Annotated in this window: 18 protein-coding genes and 1 tRNA gene; 13 read left to right on the forward strand and 6 right to left on the reverse strand. The window is 58.5% G+C overall.

Annotated features, from left to right (window positions below; genetic code table 11):
• Positions 1–150: 150 nt before the first annotated feature.
• Positions 151–1,341, reverse strand: a complete 1,191-nt coding sequence (gene phoR / locus FS819_RS00695) for a phosphate regulon sensor histidine kinase PhoR (RefSeq protein WP_156549437.1) — start codon at positions 1,339–1,341, stop codon at positions 151–153.
• Between the two features lie 278 nt (positions 1,342–1,619).
• Between phoR and ppk2 the strand changes: the two genes are divergently transcribed.
• A complete protein-coding gene (gene ppk2 / locus FS819_RS00700) occupies positions 1,620–2,504 on the forward strand; it encodes a polyphosphate kinase 2 (protein WP_156549315.1) in 885 nt (294 codons plus the stop codon).
• Between the two features lie 105 nt (positions 2,505–2,609).
• Here ppk2 and FS819_RS00705 read toward each other — a convergent pair whose 3' ends face one another.
• Positions 2,610–3,866 (reverse strand): hypothetical protein, encoded by a 1,257-nt coding sequence (locus FS819_RS00705; protein WP_234624978.1) that lies wholly within the window; start codon positions 3,864–3,866, stop codon positions 2,610–2,612.
• A 312-nt stretch (positions 3,867–4,178) separates the two neighbouring features.
• On the opposite strand from FS819_RS00705, the gene FS819_RS00710 reads away from it, so the two are divergent.
• The 9 genes from FS819_RS00710 to FS819_RS00750 all read left to right on the forward strand — a co-directional run bounded on the left by FS819_RS00710 (position 4,179) and on the right by FS819_RS00750 (position 12,392).
• Positions 4,179–5,144: an NAD(P)H-dependent flavin oxidoreductase gene (locus tag FS819_RS00710; protein ID WP_156549319.1), complete on the forward strand. Its 966-nt coding sequence runs from the start codon at positions 4,179–4,181 to the stop codon at positions 5,142–5,144.
• Between the two features lie 83 nt (positions 5,145–5,227).
• Positions 5,228–5,303: transfer RNA gene (locus FS819_RS00715), tRNA-Thr, on the forward strand.
• 613 nt (positions 5,304–5,916) lie between these two features.
• On the forward strand, positions 5,917–7,029 hold the full coding sequence (locus tag FS819_RS00720; RefSeq protein ID WP_156549321.1) for an ABC transporter ATP-binding protein: 1,113 nt from the start codon (positions 5,917–5,919) through the stop codon (positions 7,027–7,029).
• Positions 7,026–7,676, forward strand: a complete 651-nt coding sequence (locus tag FS819_RS00725) for an ABC transporter permease (RefSeq protein WP_156549323.1) — start codon at positions 7,026–7,028, stop codon at positions 7,674–7,676. Before FS819_RS00720 ends, FS819_RS00725 begins: the two co-directional genes overlap by 4 nt.
• Positions 7,673–8,350, forward strand: coding sequence for an ABC transporter permease (locus FS819_RS00730; protein WP_156549325.1), 678 nt, complete (start codon positions 7,673–7,675; stop codon positions 8,348–8,350). Before FS819_RS00725 ends, FS819_RS00730 begins: the two co-directional genes overlap by 4 nt.
• A gap of 63 nt (positions 8,351–8,413) precedes the next feature.
• A complete protein-coding gene (locus tag FS819_RS00735; RefSeq protein ID WP_156549327.1) occupies positions 8,414–9,328 on the forward strand; it encodes an ABC transporter substrate-binding protein in 915 nt (304 codons plus the stop codon).
• Positions 9,329–9,447: 119 nt separating this feature from the next.
• Positions 9,448–10,233, forward strand: a complete 786-nt coding sequence (gene hutC, locus FS819_RS00740; RefSeq protein ID WP_234889337.1) for a histidine utilization transcriptional repressor HutC — start codon at positions 9,448–9,450, stop codon at positions 10,231–10,233.
• A gap of 128 nt (positions 10,234–10,361) precedes the next feature.
• Positions 10,362–11,849: an HAL/PAL/TAL family ammonia-lyase gene (locus FS819_RS00745; RefSeq protein ID WP_156549329.1), complete on the forward strand. Its 1,488-nt coding sequence runs from the start codon at positions 10,362–10,364 to the stop codon at positions 11,847–11,849.
• Positions 11,850–12,077: 228 nt separating this feature from the next.
• Positions 12,078–12,392: a plasmid stabilization protein gene (locus FS819_RS00750; RefSeq protein WP_156549331.1), complete on the forward strand. Its 315-nt coding sequence runs from the start codon at positions 12,078–12,080 to the stop codon at positions 12,390–12,392.
• A 112-nt stretch (positions 12,393–12,504) separates the two neighbouring features.
• On the opposite strand, the gene FS819_RS00755 is transcribed toward FS819_RS00750, so the two are convergent.
• The 4 genes from FS819_RS00755 to FS819_RS00770 are packed head-to-tail and all read right to left on the reverse strand — an operon-like array spanning position 12,505 to position 16,546.
• The gene (locus FS819_RS00755; protein WP_156549333.1) at positions 12,505–13,737 is read right to left on the reverse strand and encodes an aspartate aminotransferase family protein; all 1,233 of its coding nucleotides are present in this window, start codon (positions 13,735–13,737) and stop codon (positions 12,505–12,507) included.
• Positions 13,738–13,739: 2 nt separating this feature from the next.
• The gene (locus FS819_RS00760; RefSeq protein ID WP_156549335.1) at positions 13,740–15,026 is read right to left on the reverse strand and encodes a TRAP transporter large permease; all 1,287 of its coding nucleotides are present in this window, start codon (positions 15,024–15,026) and stop codon (positions 13,740–13,742) included.
• Positions 15,023–15,541, reverse strand: a complete 519-nt coding sequence (locus FS819_RS00765) for a TRAP transporter small permease (protein ID WP_156549337.1) — start codon at positions 15,539–15,541, stop codon at positions 15,023–15,025. The genes FS819_RS00760 and FS819_RS00765 overlap by 4 nt, the downstream gene beginning before the upstream one ends.
• A 9-nt stretch (positions 15,542–15,550) precedes the next feature.
• Positions 15,551–16,546 (reverse strand): TRAP transporter substrate-binding protein, encoded by a 996-nt coding sequence (locus FS819_RS00770; protein ID WP_156549339.1) that lies wholly within the window; start codon positions 16,544–16,546, stop codon positions 15,551–15,553.
• Between the two features lie 181 nt (positions 16,547–16,727).
• On the opposite strand from FS819_RS00770, the gene FS819_RS00775 reads away from it, so the two are divergent.
• The 3 genes from FS819_RS00775 (at position 16,728) to FS819_RS00785 (ending at position 19,567) form a co-directional block, all read left to right on the forward strand.
• A complete protein-coding gene (locus FS819_RS00775; protein WP_156549340.1) occupies positions 16,728–17,591 on the forward strand; it encodes a LysR family transcriptional regulator in 864 nt (287 codons plus the stop codon).
• A 33-nt stretch (positions 17,592–17,624) separates the two neighbouring features.
• Entirely contained in the window at positions 17,625–18,917 is a 1,293-nt protein-coding gene (locus FS819_RS00780) for an MFS transporter (protein WP_156549342.1), read from the forward strand.
• A gap of 179 nt (positions 18,918–19,096) precedes the next feature.
• Positions 19,097–19,567, forward strand: a complete 471-nt coding sequence (locus FS819_RS00785; RefSeq protein ID WP_156549344.1) for a hypothetical protein — start codon at positions 19,097–19,099, stop codon at positions 19,565–19,567.
• Positions 19,568–19,608 lie beyond the last annotated feature (41 nt).

Here is a 19,608-nt window from a genome sequence, read left to right on the forward strand (position 1 = left end):
TGTCGCTTACAATCGCCGTGCTCCGGCGGCTTGTTCTTAAGCCCCGTCAGGCTTTGCTTTTATGTCAGTTAGGTGAAACATTTGTGACAGTTCAACCGATTGATATATATAGATAAATATTATGGTGGCCGGGAAGAGGCATTATATCTGTCAAAATCGGACGGTAAAATCGGTCCCCTGGCCCAGTTCCGATCGGATGATCAGCCGTGCCCGGTGGCGGGTCAGGATATGCTTGACGATGGCAAGCCCCAATCCGGTCCCTTTTTTTGAGCGGCTATCGGCAACACTGACACGGTAAAAGCGTTCCGTCAGGCGCGGTACATCTTCGGCGGGCACGCCTGGCCCCTTGTCCACCACGCTGACTTCCACGCCGCTCGCCTTCTGGCGGAGAAAGACATCCACCTGCTTGCCTTCCTGGCCATATTTGCAGGCATTTTCGATCAGGTTTTCGAACACCTGGATCAGTTCGTCGCGGTCGCCGGTGACCTCGACGCTCTCTTGCGGCATATGCAGGCGCAGGTCCACATCCAACTCGGCGGCGAGTGGGGTCAAGCTGTCACGCACATGGGCCAGAACAGGCTGGAGCGCCACTTTCTGGTCGGGTGCCAGATGGGCTTTCAACTCCAGCCGGGAGAGGGACAGAAGATCGTCCACCAATCGGCTCATCCGGTTGGCCTGATCCAGCATGATGCCCAGAAAACGCTCCTGCGCCTTCAGGTCGTTGCGGGCTGGGCCCAGCAGGGTCTCGATGAAACCGCGCAAGGAGGCAAGCGGCGTGCGCAGTTCGTGGCTGGCATTGGCGACGAAATCCGAACGCATTCTGTCGATGCGGCGCAGTTCCGAAATATCGCGAAACGTCATGACGAAAAGAGCTGAATCCCTCTTCAGCTGCGGCAGGGACAGGGGCGCGACCCGCACCGCGAAGACCCGCTCGGAGGGCAGTACCTCGGAATGTTCGATCTGGTTGGGCAAGCCATTGCCAACGGTCTCGCGCACCATGTCGAGAATGCCGGGCGACCGCCAGCGGGCGGAAATATGCATGCCGGTTTCCAGTTTGCCAAAGGCCTTTTCGGCGGCGCCGTTCTGGAAGACGACGCCTCCATCCGAGCCGAAAACCACGCAGGGCAGGTCGATGGCCGCGATTGTCGCCTGCACAAGTCCCTCGACTTCCTCGCCATGCGGCAAGACGGGCGAGGGCGCCACGGGCAAATGCACTGGCGGATCTTTGTCCTCGGTGCCTTTATAGAGCAGGATGACGATCAGCGAAAACAGCAGCAAGACGACGCCGAACTCGCTATCGGCACCGGCCAGCACGGCTGAGCCGGAGACGAGGATTGTCATTAGGATAAAATCCCAACGGTCGCGCAATCGCTCGCCAAAGCGCCGCCAGGATGGAAATAACTGCTTCAATGAAAACCTCCGGCGGCGGTTTGGGTGGGCTGGAGAGATAGCCTATTCCTGTTGCATGACAGGATTTTACCGCCTACGCACGAACGAATGTCAACGCACGGGCGGGAACGAAGCGTCGCACTCCCACGTTTCGAACAGGTTGTTGAAGAATTTGACAGTTTCATGGTCAATATACTCAAATCAGACAGTGCGGCGACAGGGAGAATGGAATGGATGACGAGCAGCAGGCAGGCAGTCGCGGCGTAACTTTGCGGATCAGGGGTGAATTGCGCGCCTTTGATATCGACGATCCGGTTCTACCGGATTGGGTTGAAAAGGAGGCGCTGAGCTCTGGCGGTCATCCCTATGACAAGAAGTTGAAACGAGAGGTCTATGAGGAGGAGTTGAAGAAACTCCAGATCGAACTGGTCAAGGTGCAATTCTGGCTGCAATCGACCCGTAAACGCGTGATGGCCCTGTTCGAGGGGCGGGATGCGGCTGGCAAGGGCGGCACCATCCACTCCATTCTTGAATATATGAATCCCCGCTCTGTCCATAACGTCGCTTTGACCAAGCCGTCAGAAACCGAACTCGGTCAATGGTATTTTCAACGCTATATCACCCATTTCCCTGGTGGTGGCGACATGTCGCTGTTCGATAGATCCTGGTATAATCGTGCTGTGGTCGAGCCGGTCATGGGCTTTTGCACGCCCGACCAATACGAGCATTTTCTGGAGCAGGCGCCACGGTTTGAAAAGCTGATCCGGCAGGAGGGGATTTATTTCTTCAAATTCTGGCTCGATATCGGCCAGGAAATGCAGATCAAACGCTTTCACGACCGCCGTCACGATCCGTTGAAGGTCTGGAAACTATCGCCCATGGACATTGCCGCCTTGGATAAATGGGGCGACTATACCGAAAAACGCGACCGGATGCTGAAGGAAACCCATACCAAGCATGCCCCCTGGGTTGTGGCCAAGGCCAATGACAAGCGTCGCGCTCATCTCAACGTCATAAGGCATATGCTGCTTTCCCTTGACTATGAGGGCCGCGACATAAAGGCGATCGGCGAGATCGACAAAAAGATCGTCGCAGAGGCGCCGGATATGCTCTGACGACGGACGGTGTCCGAAGGGTGTTTTAAAGCAGACACTCAGCAGATTTGACCTGCGACAGTATCTTTTCAGGTTCCAGTTGAGGAAACGATACTGTCGCAGCGATCACTTGCCGGGAAGAACACGCACAGCATAAAGATTGATGCCGTTGCCCTGGCCGCTGATATCGGCATTGATCAGAAGCTGCCCAGGCGCATTGGGAGCGATGCCATTTGGCAGGTTCACCCGAAACAGCAGGTCGGCTTTTTCGGGATTGGCTGTGAAGCGGTGACGGGCGCAGTCGCCCAGACGATCGAATGCACAGCTCAGCGAAAACTGAACCGGCTTTTCACCAAAGGACTGCACCGTCAGGGCGATGGTCGAAGTTCCTCCAGCCATTTGCCGCAACAGATCCGGTGAAATCTCGATTGCGGCCGTCCCATCCATGTCGGTGCTGCGTGAAACGATATGGACAGCCTGGCCATCACTGGCGCCAATCAAATCCACCGTGGCGTTTGGCCGCGCCTTGATTTTCGAGGCATCGCCGGGCTGGAAGGCCTCTATCCAATCATTGGAAAATCCACGTTGCGGATCGATGGTCTTTGGCTCGTTTGCCGCTTCGCCGCCGGATTGATCGGTGGGCTGGTCGCCGTTGAAGTCTTCCGACGACACAGTCGGCGTCGGGGATGGCGCGCCCGTTTGCCGCTGGTCAGGAGACAGCAACAGGCCGGTGGAATAGACCCACCAGGCCGCAATGCCGATGGAAGACAGGAGGGTGACGGAAATCAGCAGGCGCGACAGCACGCCCCGGCGGCGGCGTGGCTTTGCAACGGGCTCCGCCCGCATGCCACGGACAGGCTCTTCGTCATACTCGTCTTCCGCGTTGCCTTGCTCTGCGACCTCTGGCCGTGCCGAAAACGAAGCAAAACTCGACATGCCCGCCGGATCCGCCCGGTCATGCCGTTCGGCTCGTACATCATCGAGATCAAGGCTTGGTTCGGCAGGCCGCCCGTGATCCCGGTCGACGCCGAAGGACAGCGAGGCTGAATCATCGCCCGGAGCGTTCGCATCGGCTGAGACCGATGGCGCGGGACCTCTTGGCGGAGTTGATGTCGAGAGAGGTGGCGAAGCCGGAGCGCGTGACACAGGCTCAACTGCGGCTTCGGCTTTCAGCCGTGCCCGCTCCTGCTGCTCGATCGCATGAATGGTTGCTTCCAGACGGTGCCGCTGCTCGGCCACGGTCTCCGGATCGTTGACATTCTGCTTCTTGAGACCCGCTTCCAGAGCCTGGCGCGCAGACTGGTAAATTCTGGCCCGAACTTCAGCCCGCGATCGCTCCGACCGGTCGAGGGCGCTTCTGATGGCCGTTTCCAATCCGCTCACGCGAGACCTTTCCACATTCATGGCCCGCGACGAAATGTATCGGGCATTCTTCTTCCCTTGAATCGGTAATCGGAGACTAGGCAAACCGCAAGCCCGCAGCCCATCCCCCGACAGATCGATAGTGGAAAAACATCATTATAAAGCCCAGCGAGCCGCTCGCGACGGTTCTGGTTCCAGTTCGGTCCACCCTTTCAGCCGGATACACATCGCCGTCTTCTCAGCGCAGCGGGCAGCGTTGCCTGCTCTTTTCAACCGGCGACAGGTCTGCTAACCTTTTGACGTTTACGCGAACGTCAATTATTCGAGGCCCAAATGGCTCTTCCAGATATCCTGTCTCGTCACCTCAGACTTCCGGTGATTGCATCGCCTTTGTTCATCATTTCGCATCCGCGCCTGACGCTGGCGCAGTGCAAGGCGGGTGTGGTTGGCGCCTTCCCTGCGTTGAACGCCCGGCCTGAAGCGCAACTGGACGAATGGCTGGATGAGATTACGCAGGAGCTTGCCGCCCATGACCGCGCAAATCCCGAGCGTCCCGCTGCGCCGTTTGCCGTCAACCAGATCGTCCATGGCTCCAACAAACGGCTGGAGCACGACCTGGGCATGTGCGTCAAATACAAGGTGCCGATCGTCATCTCTTCGCTGGGCGCCGTGCCGGAGGTGAATGCCGCTATCCACTCCTATGGCGGTATCGTGCTGCATGACGTGATCAACAATCGCCATGCCCATTCGGCGATCCGCAAGGGCGCCGACGGCCTGATCGCGGTTGCCGCCGGTGCCGGCGGCCATGCGGGAACGCTGTCGCCCTTCGCACTCCTTCAGGAAATCCGCGAATGGTTCGATGGGCCGCTGCTGCTTGCTGGCTCGATCTCGACCGGCGGCGCCATTCTTGCTGCTCAAGCGGCAGGTGCCGACATGGCCTATATCGGTTCGCCCTTCATTGCCACGCAAGAGGCGCGGGCGCCGGATGCCTACAAGCAGGCTCTCGTTGAGGCCAGTGCCACCGATATCGTCTACTCTAACTATTTTACCGGCATTCACGGCAATTACCTGCGCTCCTCCATCGTTGCCGCAGGTCTGGACCCGGACAAATTGCCGGAAGCCGATCCCAGCAAGATGGATTTCGGCAGCGCCGTCACTGGCGCCAAAGCGTGGAAGGACATCTGGGGCTGCGGCCAAGGCATCGGTGCCATCAAGTCCGTGGAGCCCGTTGCCGCGCTGGTTGAACGACTGGACACGGAATATCGCGCCGCCCGGGACAGGATCTGCGGAAAAGTGTAACGGATACCAAAAGGCATCTTGAAATCTGCGATGTTTGCCTGTATCCACCCGCACACATCGCAGGCCGGTCTTCGGCCTCGCGTGCCGCTTTAGCTCAGGTGGTAGAGCACATCATTCGTAATGATGGGGTCGCAGGTTCGAGTCCTGCAAGCGGCACCATTTAAACTTCCTTGAATTTGCAGTCTGAAACGATAGATCGCCAAGGTCTACCAGAATGTATGTCTGCGTAAATGTCACTCGATTTCAATTGATTGAGGAAATTTCAAGAGGCAGCGTTCCCTTGGATGTCCGCGCTAACCTTGGGCATCCGCGTCATAGCTCCAAGCATGCTGGTCTGCCCGTTCTGTTCGCGACATGCACGCCTCCCTTGGTTTGCCATGAACATGGTTCTCGACGGATGGGCGAGAAGCAAGGATCTCGTCGCTGATGATCTATTCTCGAGAGCAGAATAGTCTTTAAATTCGGTCCGAACACATGCCGGGAAAGCGCGGAGTCAATCGATCATCAGTTTAAGGAATTATTTTGCAGACTGAATGCGTTAAAGCGCAAGCAACTCTACAGTTGGACACTAAGCTAGGAGAATAGTTGCCGGGTGTATGCTATGCGAACCCAGGTCATCGATTTACGTCAATAACCGCCACCTTTTCACCGTGTCCTAATAATATATTTTGGCCATCTTGCGAAACTGATTTCCCCATGATTGTATAGACAACTTCGTCACTGACCGCTTACGTCAGATGTGAATGCGCAGCCACTGACCGCAGGGGATTGCATGATAACATTCGACCAAGTCAGCAAGCATTACGGCGACACAACACCTGCCGTTAACAGTCTTTCGCTGGTGGCACCCAGCGGTAAGCTGACCATTTTGGTCGGTCCTTCCGGCTGCGGCAAGACAACGTCTTTGCGGATGATCAACAGGCTGATTACGCCGTCGTCCGGATCTATTCTGCTGGATGGCGAACAAACCGGTCGGATGGATGTTCCTTTGTTGCGGCGCCGAATTGGTTATGTCATCCAGCATGCCGGCCTCTTCCCCCATCGCACCGTTGTACAGAACATCGCGACCACGGCGCGTCTGAACGGTGCGCCGAAACAGCAGGCGCTCCGGACTGCCCATGAGCTGTTGGAGCGCGTTGGCTTGACCAGCGCTTTTGCCGATCGCTATCCATGGCAGCTTTCGGGCGGACAGCAACAGCGTGTCGGCGTGGCTCGGGCGCTGGCTTCCGATCCCAAGTTCATGCTGATGGACGAACCGTTCAGCGCCGTCGATCCGGTCGTGCGCGGCCAGTTGCAGGATGAGTTTCTCCGCCTTCAGCGTGACATCGGCAAAACGATCATCATGGTCACCCATGACATCGACGAGGCCCTGAAGCTCGGGGATCAAGTGGCGGTGCTGCGCTCTGGGGGGACGCTGGCGCAGATCGCCACACCACAGGAACTACTGGCGCGACCGGCGGATGCCTTCGTGGCAGACTTCATTGGTCGGGACCGGGGCTACCGCTTCCTGAGTTTCGCCGAATTCGACAGCACGGTCCCGCTTGGGGTGGAACCGACGGCCACACTTGGTGCGACGCCGGAAGCTCTTCGCCATGCTGCCACGGACCGTTGGGTTCTTGTGACCGATGCCGCGAACCGACCCATCGGCTGGGCCGATGCGCAGGGGCTTAAACAACCGTTGCGCGAGGGTGATCTCAATCTCAGCGGGACGCTGGCACCCGAAGGCAGCAGTCTTCGCCATTTGCTCGATGCCGCGCTCAGTTCGCCTTCGGGCCGCGGCGTTGTCGTGGGTGCATCGGGCGAACTCGTCGGTACGGTCACGCTGTCGAATGTGGTTGCGGCCATTGAGGGGGCGCGTGCCGGCCAGTTTGGAATGCAGCCATGAGGTTCGATTGGCTCTATCATGAATCCGGGCGGATCGCCGCGCTTTTCATCTGGCATCTCTCCCTGTCGGTCATCCCGGTTTTGATCGGTCTTGTTCTCGCATTGCCGCTCGGCTGGATCGCACAGCGTGCCGGTGTGTTTCGATCCACTCTGCTGGGTGCCGCCGGGCTTCTCTATACAATTCCGTCGCTGGCGCTGTTCGTTCTGCTGCCGCTCGTGCTTGGCACGCGGATCCTCGATCCTCTGAATGTCGTCGTTGCGTTGACGGTGTATGCCTTGGCGCTTCTGGTGCGCACGGTCAGCGACGGCCTGGATTCGATTTCTCCTGATGTCCTTCAGGCAGCCAATGCCATGGGCTACCGCCGCGCAGCACGCCTTCTGACGGTGGAATTGCCGATCGCCGTTCCGGTCATCGCGGCCGGATTGCGGGTTGCCGTGGTGTCGAATGTCAGCATCGTTTCCGTCGCCGCTCTGGTCGGCACGCCACAGCTGGGCCTTCTCTTTACGCAAGGCCTCCAGCTGCAATTCTTGACCCCGATCATTGCGGGCATCGTGCTCTGCGTGGTTCTGGCGGCGCTTCTGGATGGGCTTGTGCTGTTCATCGCGCATCGCTTGACACCATGGCAGCCGGGGAGGGGGCTGCGATGATCGATTGGTTTTCAGATCCGGCCCATTGGACCGGAGACGGTGGCGTCATCGCGCTGGTTATCCAGCATCTGGCCTATAGTGGCGCCGCACTTCTACTGGCCTGCCTGATTGGCTTGCCCGTCGGGCTTTATGTGGGACATACCGGGCGCGGCGTGGTGTTCATCGCCGGTCTCGCCAATGCGTTGCGATCCCTTCCGAGCCTTGGCCTTATTGTGCTCCTGGTGATCCTGTTCGGCCCCGTCTTCTCGTCCGATATGGCGTTTATCGTGCCGAGCCTCATCGTGCTGGTGCTTCTGGCTGTACCGCCGATCATGACCGGCAGCTATGCCGGTATCGCGGCGGTGGACCCGGCGGCGGTCGATGCGGCGCGCGGCATGGGTAAGCGCCCGCTTGATATCCTGTTTGATGTCGAGCTGCCTTGCGCGCTGCCGCTGATTTTTTCCGGCCTGCGCAGTGCAACGCTTCAGATCATCTCAACCGCAACGATTGCCGCTTATGTCTCCCTTGGCGGCTTGGGACGACTTATTATCGATGGCCGGGCCCAGAACGATTATTACCAGATGGCGGCAGGCGCCGTTCTTGTCGGTGCGCTTGCGCTGACGGTCGATCTTTTGATCGGCGTCATATCAAGATTCACCGTCTCGCCCGGACTGACGCGCCGCCTGAAACGGTAGCGCCGATGATGCAGTAACGACTTTTCACCCTATGTCTCGATAAGCAACACAGGAGAAGCTCGCATGGCATTCAGGATCATCACCGCTGTCAGCGCTTTGGCGCTCATGACCCTTTCAGCCGCATCAGTGCTTGCCGCAGGCGATCCGCTGGCGGCTCCGCCTACTGAGAGAACCGATACCAAGACGATTATCGTTGGTTCTGCCGATTTCCCCGAGAGCCAGCTTCTGGCGACAATCTATGCCAAGGCCCTGACCGCCAAGGGGATTAAGGTTGAGACAAAATTGAACATTGGAAGTCGCGAGGTCTATATGCCGGCCCTGCTCGACGGATCAATCGATCTCCTGCCGGAATATGCGGGTGCGGCATTGAGCTATCTCGACAAGAAAGCCACAGCCCATACGCCAGACGATGTGGCGGCGGCCCTCAAGGCTGCCCTGCCGAAGGGCGTGTCGATGCTGACACCGTCAGCGGCGCAGGATTCGGACGGCGTTGCGGTGACACGCGCGACGGCCGAGAAATACAAACTGAAGACGATTGCCGATCTCGCCCCGGTTGCTTCCGAATTCGTGCTTGGCGGTCCACCGGAATGGAAGACGCGCAAGGAAGGCATTATCGGCCTGAAGGATGTTTACGGGCTGGAGTTCAAGTCGCTGAAGGCGCTTGATGTCGGTGGCCCGCTGACGTTGTCGGCACTCGTCAATGGCCAGATACAGGCCGCTAACCTGTTTTCGACCGATCCTGCCATCGCGACGAACGATCTGGTCATGCTGGAAGATGTCAAGAACCTCTTTCCTGCCCAGAATGTGGTTCCTGTGATCGCCACTGCGAAAGTCAGTGAGACCGTGACAAAGACGCTCGATGCAGTATCAGCCGCCCTGACCACAAAGGACCTCGTTGTTATGAACGGTCGTCTGGGCAATCATGACAGTTTCGATGTGGTCGCCGGCGACTGGCTTGCGCAACACAAGCTGAACTGATTTGGGATTGGCGGGCGAGCTGCATCCGCTGTTCGCCTGCCAACGCCCGGGGCCTGGCAGCGACCGGGCGCCTGATATCCAGATACGTATGCCTATCGACGACTTCATGGTTATGGATCATGACACAGAATTTTTCCGGGAACGTGATGCCTCTGGTCCAGAAAGATGCGGAGATCGGGCAGGAGGACCAATCTCCTGCCACGTTGCTCTCCGCCACGCCGCTTTATGTCAAATTGAAAGACTATGTTCGCAGCCGTGTCGAAACCGGTGAGTGGAAGATCGGCCAGCGCGTTCCCTCGGAAAACGAATTGGTCGACATTCTCGGGGTGAGCCGGATGACGGCCAATCGCGCCCTGCGCGAACTGGCGGATGAAGGGCTTGTGGTGCGCCTGCGCGGCAAAGGCTCCTTTGTCGCGACCCGGAAACGAACCTCGCAGTTTCAGAGCGTGCCCAACATTGCTGATGAAATCAGTCGCAACGGCGGTATTCATAGCGCAAGGGTGATTCTGCTTCAGATGGAAGCCTGTGGCGAGGAACTTGCCGAAGCCCTGGGCGTATCACCTGCGGACCCGGTGGCGCATTCGATCATCATGCATGCCGAAGATGGACTTCCGATGCAGATCGAGGATCGCTTCGTCAATCCCAGCTGCGTGCCTGATTATCTGCATCAGGATTTCAATGTAGTCACGCCAAATGGCTACCTGACGGACGTCGCGCCAATCGTCAAGGCGGAGCAGCATATAGAATCGATCAATGCGCAGGCCTGGGAGTGCAAGCTTTTGGCGATCCAGAAGTCCGAACCATGTCTGCTTGTACGCCGCCGTACATGGTCGGTTGAGGGGATCGTTTCTTCTGTCCGCCTGCTCTATCCCGGCAGTCGTTATCGTCTTTACAGCAGCACGTGAGGTCCTGCCCAAATGCTGCGCTCTGACTGATTTCAAGGCGCCGTGGTTTCAAGACCGACTGGTTCCAAGAATGGAGAAACGCCTTTGTCCATCGTTGCATCACGGCCCATACCGTTCAGGAGAATTTCATGAGCGTTGTTCTTGATGACGGGCTGGATTGGCGCGCTGTTGCGCGTGTCGGCGAGGGTGAGGCACTTTCTCTCTCAGACAAGGCCTATCGGCGCATCGATCGGGGAAGCCAGATCCTGGATCGTATCGTGGAAAGCGGTGTCCGCGCCTATGGCATCACTACGGGCATCGGCGCCCTCTCGGATACGGTTGTCGATCGCGCAACGCAGGGCCGGCTGTCACGCGGGATTGTCCTCAGTCATGCCTGTGGCATCGGTCCGTTGCTGGATGTGCGTGAGGTGCGGGCTATCATGGCGGCGCAGATCGCCAATTTCGCCCACGGCCATTCCGGTGTCCGGCGCGATATCGTCTCGCATCTGTTGGCGTTTTTAGAGCGGGATTGCATTCCCGATGTTCCGTCGCGGGGGTCTGCCGGTTATCTGACCCACAACGCCCATACCGGGCTTGTGCTGATCGGTGAGGGGCAAGCGCGCGTCGGTGGCCGTCCTCTCAGCGGGCGGGATGCTTTGGCTCAGATCGGTCTTCAACCGTTGGTGCTGGGCGCCAAGGAAGGGCTGAGCCTCGTCAACGGCACGGCATGTGCAACCGGTCTGTCGAGTGTGGCACTGGCCCGCGCCGCGCGCCTGCAAGACTGGGCGGATGCTATCGCGGCTCTGACGCTTGAAGCGGCTGGGTGCCAGATGGATGCCTTCGATGAAGCCGTTCTCGCCCTGCGCCCTTCAAAGGGTATCGCGGCTGTCGGGGCAGCGCTTCGGGCCAGGCTCCAGGGCAGTGGACTGATTGCCGCCGCGCGCGGCAGGCGGACCCAGGATGCCCTAAGCTTGCGGGCCGTGCCACATGCCCACGGTGCCGCACGTGACGTCTTCGATGCTTGCGCGGTGATCGTCGATCGTGAACTTGCCTCGGCCACGGATAATCCCGCTATCCTGGGGACGCCAGAAAAGCCCATCGTTTCATCACAGGCCCATGCTGTCGCCCCGGCGCTGGGTCAGGCAGCCGATAGTCTGGCGATTGCCATTGCGCAGATCGCAGCCATGAGTGAGCGCCGGATCGACCGGCTCGTCAATCCGCTGGTGAGTGGCTTGCCGCCTTTCCTCGCCACCGATGCCGGAAGCCATTCCGGCCTGATGATCGCTCAATATACGGCGGCGGCTCTTGTTGGCGATAACCGCCGCCTTGCGGCCCCGGCTTCTACCGATGGCGGTTTGACCTCCGGCCTGCAGGAGGATTTCCTGGCTCATCCTACCGCTGCCGCCAACAAGCTGCTCGCGGTCCTCGACAATGCCGAGTATATTCTGGCGATTGAATGGATGGCGGGCGCGCAGGCCCATGATGTCCTCGCAGGTGCCGGGCAGCTAGCAGCGGGAACGAATGCCCTTTACAGCATGGCTCGCGCACACCTCCCGCCCTATTCAGACGACCGGCCACTTTCCGGCGATATTGAGAAGGTTCGCGCCCTCTTGAGAGAGCAGGCTCCGCCGCATTGAGGCAAATGGCTTTTGCATTGCCGGATTTGTCGTGTGCTTTAAATCGGCAGTGTGTTTGAAAGACATAGCCATCCTTCGTCTGTTGCCACTCGGCCCGCCTGAGTCCGCGACCAGCCCGCTCCAATCGCTCCGACGGGATTTTGGCCATTTGCGCTCATGTCGACATCATTTCGGAACTTTACGACCTCCAGCGCGGTTATTTTTTTAAATCAGCAAAAGAGATGTTTCATGCCTCGTGGTGACAAATCCGCTTATACCGACAAGCAAAAACGCAAGGCGGAACATATCGAAGAGAGTTACGAAAATCGTGGCGTACCCGAAAAGGAAGCGCAAAGCCGCGCTTGGGCGACGGTTAACAAAGAAAGCGGTGGCGGCAACAAGTCAGGTTCAGGTCGCGGCCACCCGGAGAACCACGCCTCGTCGGAAAAGGGCGGACGCAAGGGCGGTAAGGCTTCTGCTGCAAGAACCAGGGAAGAACGATCTGCCTCCGCAAAGAAGGCCGCAGCGACCCGTAAACATAATGAGCAGCATTCCCATCATTGACCGTCACAGCGCCGTGCATTTCAGGAAGCGAACGGCGCTTTAACCATTTATAGTTGTTGTCTAATTTATCCTTGAGTCGAGTCTGAACTCAGGAGTTGTGCAACAGAGCCTGTCAGGCTGCAATCGATCTTGCAGCCTTTTCAAAAGCCTCGGCCCAGAGACCAAGCGCTTCCTCCTCATGCCGGGCGGAAAGATAATACCGACCGAACTGGCTATACATCGACATCACGCCGTTGCGCCGCAGTTCGGTATGAAGTCTGGCGGTAAAATCCTTTTCGGACCGCTGTGCCGCTTCCTGGTAGTTAGAGGGCGGCGTCTTGCCGCGCCAGAGTGTAAAGACGGTGCCATAGCCGCTCGCACAGATGTCGATGCCTGCGTTGCTGAAGGCGTGGATCGCATGTGCCTGAAGGTCGGTTCCCGCTTTTTCGAGTGCGCCGTAATCGACGGTATCGATGACGCTCATCGCCGCCTTCACGGCAGCGCAGGCGACCGGGTTGCCGTTATAGGTGCCAGCGCGGTTGACGCGGCGGTCCTCAAAGGCTGCCATGACCTCCGGCGTGCCGAGCAAAGCTGCAACGGCAACGCCGTTGCCAATTGCCTTGCCCACCGTGGCAAGATCCGGACTGATACCCATCAGATGGCTTGCCAGGCCACCATGGAGCCGAAAGCCCATCAGCACTTCATCCATGATCACCAGCGCACCATGCCGGTGGGCAATTGAGGCGACGTGTTGCAGATATCCGGGATTGGCGAGAATACATCCCGCATTGGCCATCATCGGCTCCAGGACGATGGCGGCGATATCATCGCATTCTTCAAACAGCAGTTCGACATCCTGCCGATCGTTGAAGCGCAGGAGTAATGTATCGCCGCTCGATGGCCGGTCATTTGTCGCCATGTTCGCTTCCGGCGCTCCGGCATTGCCGAAAGCCACGTCATCGAACCAGCCGTCATAACCGGCAGCCATCTTGACGATTTTTTGCCGGCCGGTCAGCGCACGTGCCGTCCGGCACGCCAGATGCACGGCCTCGCTGCCCGAATTGAGAAAGATGACCTTGGTCAGATCCCCGCTATGGGCAGCAAGGGCTGCTGCCGCTTCCTCTTCAAGGGCGTGAGCATAGGCTGGCATCGAGCCTTTGCTCAAGGCTTCGCGGATGGCTTCGGTGACGACGGGATCGGTATGTCCGAGGAACGTCGCGCCAAAACCAAGGGCCGTATCGACATATCGCCGACCGTCTTCGTCCCAGACATACGGCCCCTGTGCATTGGCGACGAGAAATCTCTTCCCGTCCAGATCGGGAACTTCACGTCCGCCGCTGGATATACCGCAAACCAGATGTTGCATCATTAAACTCCAAACAGGCTTGGAAGCCATTCGGTCAGGATGGGGAAAGCGACGAGGGCCGCAACACAAACCACGCTGGCAATCCAATAGGGAACCAGCCATTTCGAGACCGACCACATGTCGATTTTCGCGACATTGCAGACGACAAAGATGTTCGTGCCAATCGGCGGGGTAAACAGGCCGATGCCGAGCGTCATGGTGAAGACGATGCCGGTCTGATAGGGCGTCAGACCCGCCGCTAGGGCGATCGGCACCAGTATCGGCGCCAGAATGATCAGCGCTGGCCCAAGATCGAGCCAGAAGCCGACGACTTTCAGCAATACCAGCACCAGGATGATGGTGACGAGCGGTGTCGTATGCAGGCCGGTTATCCAGGCGGCGGCATTGGCCGGCACCTGTTCGACCGTCAGAATCCAGCCAAACGGTGTGGCGAGCGCCATGATCATCATGATCACGCCTGTCGTTGCCACGGCAGCCGACGCCGCCGAATAGAGTGACCGCAGCGGAAGCTCACGGTAGACGAAGATTCCGACCAGGAAGGAATAGACGACGGCGAGCGCCGAGGCTTCTGTGGCCGTGGCGATGCCGCCGATGATCGAGCCCAGCACCAGCACCGGCATCAGCAGGGCGGGCAGGGCACCAAGCGCATCCCTGCCAATCTCACCCCATTGCGCAGGTGTTTCATTGCGCGGAAAATTATGGCGCTTGGCGACAATGTAGGATGTGACCATGAATGTCACCGCGATGAACAGGCCTGGCAGCAGGGCTGCCACCAGCAGGCCGCCGATGGAGGTGTTCGTCAGCACGCCATAGAGGATCAGAATGACGCTCTGCGGACCGATAATGCCAAGGGTTCCCGAGGCGGCGGTGACGGCGGCGGCAAAGGCTTTCGGATAGCCACGCTCGGCCATGGCGGGGATCATGATCGATCCGACCGCGCCGGTATCGGCGGTTGCCGAACCGCTGATGCCACCATAGACCAGGGCCGTTGCAACATTGACGAGGCCAAGGCCGCCGGTAATGCGACCGAAGACATGTTCCGCGACCCGCATGATCCGGGTGGTCAACCCACCGCGGTTCATCAACTCTCCGGCGAAGAGAAACAGAGGAATGGCCGCGAGCGTGATCGCATCGGCACCGCGGATCGTCTGCTGTGCAAACCAGGCGAAGGGCAGGCCGAGATGGCCGACATAGATTGTCAGCAGGCTAGCCACGCCCATGCACCATGCAATGGGAACGCCGATCAGCAGCAGAAAGGAAAAACTGAGGATAAGGACGGCAACGGTCATCGCAGTGATCCTTCCTGTGGCTTTTCCGGCAATGGACGAACCCTGTGGGAAAGGCGGTAGAGCGCAATGCAGACGGCTGCGACGCCGAGAATGAGGATGGTCGCGGTGATCACACCGGTCGGCATGCGCAAGACGGATGTTGGCACCTTCCACGAGCGCTGCCAGACTGCCCAGCCACTGATGACGAAAGCCAGCCCCATGGTCAGAAGCGCCAGATTGGCGATGGCATCGAAGGCGGCCCGCAGGCGGGGCGGGGCGCTGTGCTTGAAGGCTTCGAAAGCGACGTTTTCACCGCGCACTTCGGCATTGATCAACCCGATGAAGATGATCCAGATGAACGCGATCCCTGCGACTTCAAAGGACCATTCGAAACCGCCCAAACCGAAATAGCGGGCAATCACGCCAAGCAGGGTTGATCCGAACATGACGATGAAGGCCAGCACACCCGCAAACTCGAAGATGCGCTTCAACCACCCCCACCCGCCGGGTGAGGGGTTTTCTGAGAACTGATCCATGGATGGGCCTCAGTTCGCGCTTGCGGCTTGTTTAACCGCCGAAACCAGATCGCTGCCCCATTCTTTCGAGAATTGGTCGTAGACCGGCGAGACCAGCGCGACAAACGGTGCGGTATCCACTTTCGTAACCTTGACGCCCTTGCCCTCGAGCTTCTTCTGGGTGTCGGCATAGGCCTTGTCCAGCGCGCTGCGATACCAGACGACGGTGTCTGTCGCGGCCTTCTTCACGGCGGCCTGTTCGTCAGGCGTCAGCGATTCCAGCTTGTCCTTGTTCATGTACCACCAGTTGGCGGTCCAGATATAATTGGAGATCGACAGGTCCTTGGCGACTTCATACCATTTGGAGTCCCAGTAATCGCGCATTTCAGGCTCGACGGCAGCAACGACATGCGATTGCAGCGCGGTATAGACCTGGCCGAAAGGAATGGATTCCGCCAAGGCGCCAAGCTGTTTCATAGTGGCCAGAATGACCGGATTGGGAGGCGTGCGAATTTTTACGCCGGCCAGATCCGCAGGCTTTTCAATGGGCTTGCTGGTGGCGAACTGACGAAAGCCGGAGTCGAGCACGCCGAGCATCACATAGCCACGCTCCTCGCCGAGGCGTTGGATCTTCTGGCCTTGTTCGCCATCGAGAAATGCGTGAACGTTTGATGCGTCCTTGAACAGGAACGGCAGCGACAGCACGTTGAGGCGTGGATCGATGGCATCGACCGCACCGCCAAGACCGATATCGATCGAACCCGCACCGACGCCGTCGGCGATTGGGCCTTCGTCGCCCAGCTGGGCATTCGGGAAGATCTGAACCTTGACCGATCCCTTGGTATTCTCACCAACTTCCGTTGCGAATTTTTGAACTGCTTCATTGATCAGGCTTTCAGGCGCCGAAGCATGCGCCAGCCGCAATGTTGTTTCAGCATTGGCGGTGCTGGACCAAAGGCTGGAAAGACCAAGTACGGTGCCGAGCATGATGGCGGGCAGCCGGCTGCTTTTGTTGAGAGTGAACATGAATTCCCCTTTACGTTCTTCTTGTGTTGACGCAGCATGAGAATAATTGTCATTGCGCGGCTGAAAATGACAATTTTATTATTGATGCATAAGCGCCGCTGATAGCAGCCGTTTTCTGGAGCGGTTGCGCCTTGAGAGATAGGAAGCGTTTCGACGGTCGATTGGTCAATGGCGGAGCAGAATGCGCAATCTCGATAGCGACGCACTGGCAAGCTTTGTAGCTGTTGCCGAGACGGGCAGTTTCACGGCGGCGGCAGAACGGCTGGGACGCACGCAGGCCGCGGTCAGCATGGCGATCGGCAAATGGGAAGAGCGTCTTGATCTGCGATTGTTTGATCGCGGGCATCGCCGGGTGACATTGACGCCGATCGGGGAAAGATTGCTTGGCTACGCGCGGCGCATACGGGCAATCGAGGATGAAGCCCTGGCCACGCTGCTTGAAGGCCGCAATGAAAGCCGCGTTCGGCTCGGCATGCCCGATGACTACCTGACACTGTTCGGCACGGCGCTGATGCAGCGTTTTGCGCCACAGCATCCCAAGGTCAATCTGGACCTGCAATATGATTTCTCTCACCATCTGGAAGGCATGGTTGAAAGCCGGGAGCTGGACATTGCCATCATAACGCAAAGTCCGGCCGAGCCTAAGGGGGAGTTGATCCGCCTGGAACGGCAGGTTTGGTGCGCGGCCCCAAACCGTTACCCGGAACAGAGCAGTACGGTTCAACTGGCGCTTTTTCCGGACGGCTGCCGGTCCCGGCCACAGGTTCTGGCAGCGCTGGATCGTGCAGATCGCCGTTGGCGGATTGTCTATTCGTCATCGGACATTGCTGGAATTCAGCTGGCGGTTCATTCGGGAGACCTGTTGACGGTCCTGCCGGAGACGGCGGTGCCTGCGAACTGGCGCAAGCTGGGGGGTGATGATGGTCTGCCGGAACTGCCGATCTTGCGGCTGGCAATGGTTCTACCCCAGCAACCGCGCCTGCCGGTCAGGCAATTGGCGACGTTCCTGCGTGCAGAATTCCAGCATTCTCTCTCTACCGCATAATGCCTTGAACCAGCGTCACCTTGGAACAACCAAATGATCTCCAATGCACTTGCCTCCATGCTGGCACGGCGCAACATCCACTATGGCTGGATCGTTGTCGCAGCAACCTTTCTCACCATGCTGGTCACGGCAGGTGCCATGGGCGCCCCTGGCGTGCTCATCAAGCCACTTCAGGATGAGTTTGGCTGGGAAACCTCGCAGATTTCTTCGGCACTTGCCGTGCGGCTGGTGCTGTTTGGCCTGATGGGGCCGTTCTCGGCGGCGTTCATGAATTATTTCGGCGTCCGGAAAGTCATCGTTTTCGCAATGATCCTGATTTCCAGCGGCTTCATTGGGTCATTGTTCATGACGAAGATCTGGCAGCTTCTGGTGCTTTGGGGTGTGGTTGTCGGCCTTGGCACGGGACTGACGGCCATGGTGCTCGCCGCCACCGTTTCGGCCCGCTGGTTCACCAGGCATCGGGGTCTCGTCGTCGGCATGCTCTCGGCAAGCTCTGCTACCGGTCAACTGGTTTTCCTGCCGCTGATGGCGCAATTGACGGAAAGCTATGGCTGGCGAATGACAGTCCTTTTCGTTTGCGGCATGATCTTGCTGGCTGCACTCGTCGTGCTGGCGGTTATGCGCGACCGTCCCTCCGATCTCAACCTGCCCTCTTTTGGCGAGGAGCGGGTGATACCACCACCGCCACAGACCGGCGGCCTGCTGACAATGCTGGCAACACCCGTTTCCGTGCTCAGGGAGGTGTCAAAGACGTCCACCTTCTGGATTCTTTTTGCGACATTCTTCATCTGCGGTCTCAGCACCAATGGCCTGATCCAGACGCATTTCGTCACGCTCTGCGGCGATTTCGGCATTCTGCCGGTGGCCGCCGCCAGTGTGCTTGCGGTGATGGGCATTTTCGACTTCTTTGGAACGATCGGCTCCGGCTGGCTCTCAGATCGCTTCGACAATCGCTGGCTGCTCTTCTGGTATTATGGCCTGCGCGGCCTGTCGCTGCTCTTCCTGCCGTTCAGCGATTTCAGCTTCTACGGGCTGTCGATCTTTGCGGTCTTCTACGGCCTGGACTGGATTGCCACCGTGCCCCCAACCGTGAAGATCGCCGCCGACCGCTTCGGTCGTGAAAAAGCAGGTATCGTTTTCGGCTGGGTCTTTACCGGTCATCAATTGGGCGCTGCGACCGCAGCCTATGGCGCCGGTCTGTCACGCACGCAGTTGCAGAGCTATTTACCCGCTTTCTTCATCGCCGGCGCATTCTGCCTGCTGGCCTCGATCCTGGCGATTACCCTGGAGAAAACCGGTCGTTCAGTGCCCTCGGCAGCCCATTGAGACGAGGAGCCATTGTCAGGGAAAAGGAGAGGCTGTTTTCCTGAAAGGACAAATGGCAATAAAAGATCCAGAAGCTCTCCGTTTCAAATAGGCCGGTCGATAAAAATCGAATCATTGATTTAGCTGAATGCATACCTGGCTATGATAAATTCCTCCCGGATAGAGTGTGAGGATCAAGTATGATTGTTCAACTTAATACCTCGGTTCCTTCTGCGGGGGCGGCAAAAGAAGATACGGCCAGCCCGTTTCAAGAGGGAGCCGTGTTGCCGGAGACCCTAAGTCTTGCCGAGCGGGAGACCTATAATCTGGCGATTGATGCGCGAAATGGCGACAACGTTCTGGATAAGGTCATTCTGAACGTCGTACAGCCTCCCGCTCTCGTGTTGTTTGCCCTCCTGGATGCGGGCCGGGTCTTCCCGGATGTGCCGCTGCCTCAGGCGCAGGATGCGTATGATCGCATGGCTGATACGACGGAGGTCGAGGCGCCTGATGTTGGCGACAGCTCGAAAAATCAACAGGGAGCCAAAACCGCCAAGACTGACAGCGGCTTCGCCGCCAGTGGAAGCAATGCAATCGTCTCGCCCATTGCGACCGGCACATCCTCCGCATCATCGACTGTCTCGACCTCGGCACCGTCGATTACCGCCTGATCCCACAGGTCCGACTTAAGGCCCGTGCGCCCTAACGTTAA

The sequence above is a fragment of the Allorhizobium sp. Av2 genome (assembly GCF_021462805.2).
Taxonomy (GTDB): Bacteria; Pseudomonadota; Alphaproteobacteria; order Rhizobiales; family Rhizobiaceae; genus Allorhizobium; species Allorhizobium vitis_G.

Coding starts and splice junctions, on each gene's coding strand:
- hutC (WP_234889337.1), top strand. CDS start 9,448: ATGACACAGAATTTTTCCGGGAACGTGATGCCTCTGGTCCAGAAAGAT.
- FS819_RS00710 (WP_156549319.1), top strand. CDS start 4,179: ATGGCTCTTCCAGATATCCTGTCTCGTCACCTCAGACTTCCGGTGATT.
- FS819_RS00760 (WP_156549335.1), bottom strand. CDS start 15,026: ATGACCGTTGCCGTCCTTATCCTCAGTTTTTCCTTTCTGCTGCTGATC.
- FS819_RS00775 (WP_156549340.1), top strand. CDS start 16,728: ATGCGCAATCTCGATAGCGACGCACTGGCAAGCTTTGTAGCTGTTGCC.
- FS819_RS00765 (WP_156549337.1), bottom strand. CDS start 15,541: ATGGATCAGTTCTCAGAAAACCCCTCACCCGGCGGGTGGGGGTGGTTG.
- FS819_RS00745 (WP_156549329.1), top strand. CDS start 10,362: ATGAGCGTTGTTCTTGATGACGGGCTGGATTGGCGCGCTGTTGCGCGT.
- FS819_RS00780 (WP_156549342.1), top strand. CDS start 17,625: ATGATCTCCAATGCACTTGCCTCCATGCTGGCACGGCGCAACATCCAC.
- phoR (WP_156549437.1), bottom strand. CDS start 1,341: ATGACAATCCTCGTCTCCGGCTCAGCCGTGCTGGCCGGTGCCGATAGC.
- FS819_RS00755 (WP_156549333.1), bottom strand. CDS start 13,737: ATGCAACATCTGGTTTGCGGTATATCCAGCGGCGGACGTGAAGTTCCC.
- ppk2 (WP_156549315.1), top strand. CDS start 1,620: ATGGATGACGAGCAGCAGGCAGGCAGTCGCGGCGTAACTTTGCGGATC.
- FS819_RS00785 (WP_156549344.1), top strand. CDS start 19,097: ATGATTGTTCAACTTAATACCTCGGTTCCTTCTGCGGGGGCGGCAAAA.
- FS819_RS00750 (WP_156549331.1), top strand. CDS start 12,078: ATGCCTCGTGGTGACAAATCCGCTTATACCGACAAGCAAAAACGCAAG.
- FS819_RS00735 (WP_156549327.1), top strand. CDS start 8,414: ATGGCATTCAGGATCATCACCGCTGTCAGCGCTTTGGCGCTCATGACC.
- FS819_RS00770 (WP_156549339.1), bottom strand. CDS start 16,546: ATGTTCACTCTCAACAAAAGCAGCCGGCTGCCCGCCATCATGCTCGGC.
- FS819_RS00730 (WP_156549325.1), top strand. CDS start 7,673: ATGATCGATTGGTTTTCAGATCCGGCCCATTGGACCGGAGACGGTGGC.
- FS819_RS00720 (WP_156549321.1), top strand. CDS start 5,917: ATGATAACATTCGACCAAGTCAGCAAGCATTACGGCGACACAACACCT.
- FS819_RS00725 (WP_156549323.1), top strand. CDS start 7,026: ATGAGGTTCGATTGGCTCTATCATGAATCCGGGCGGATCGCCGCGCTT.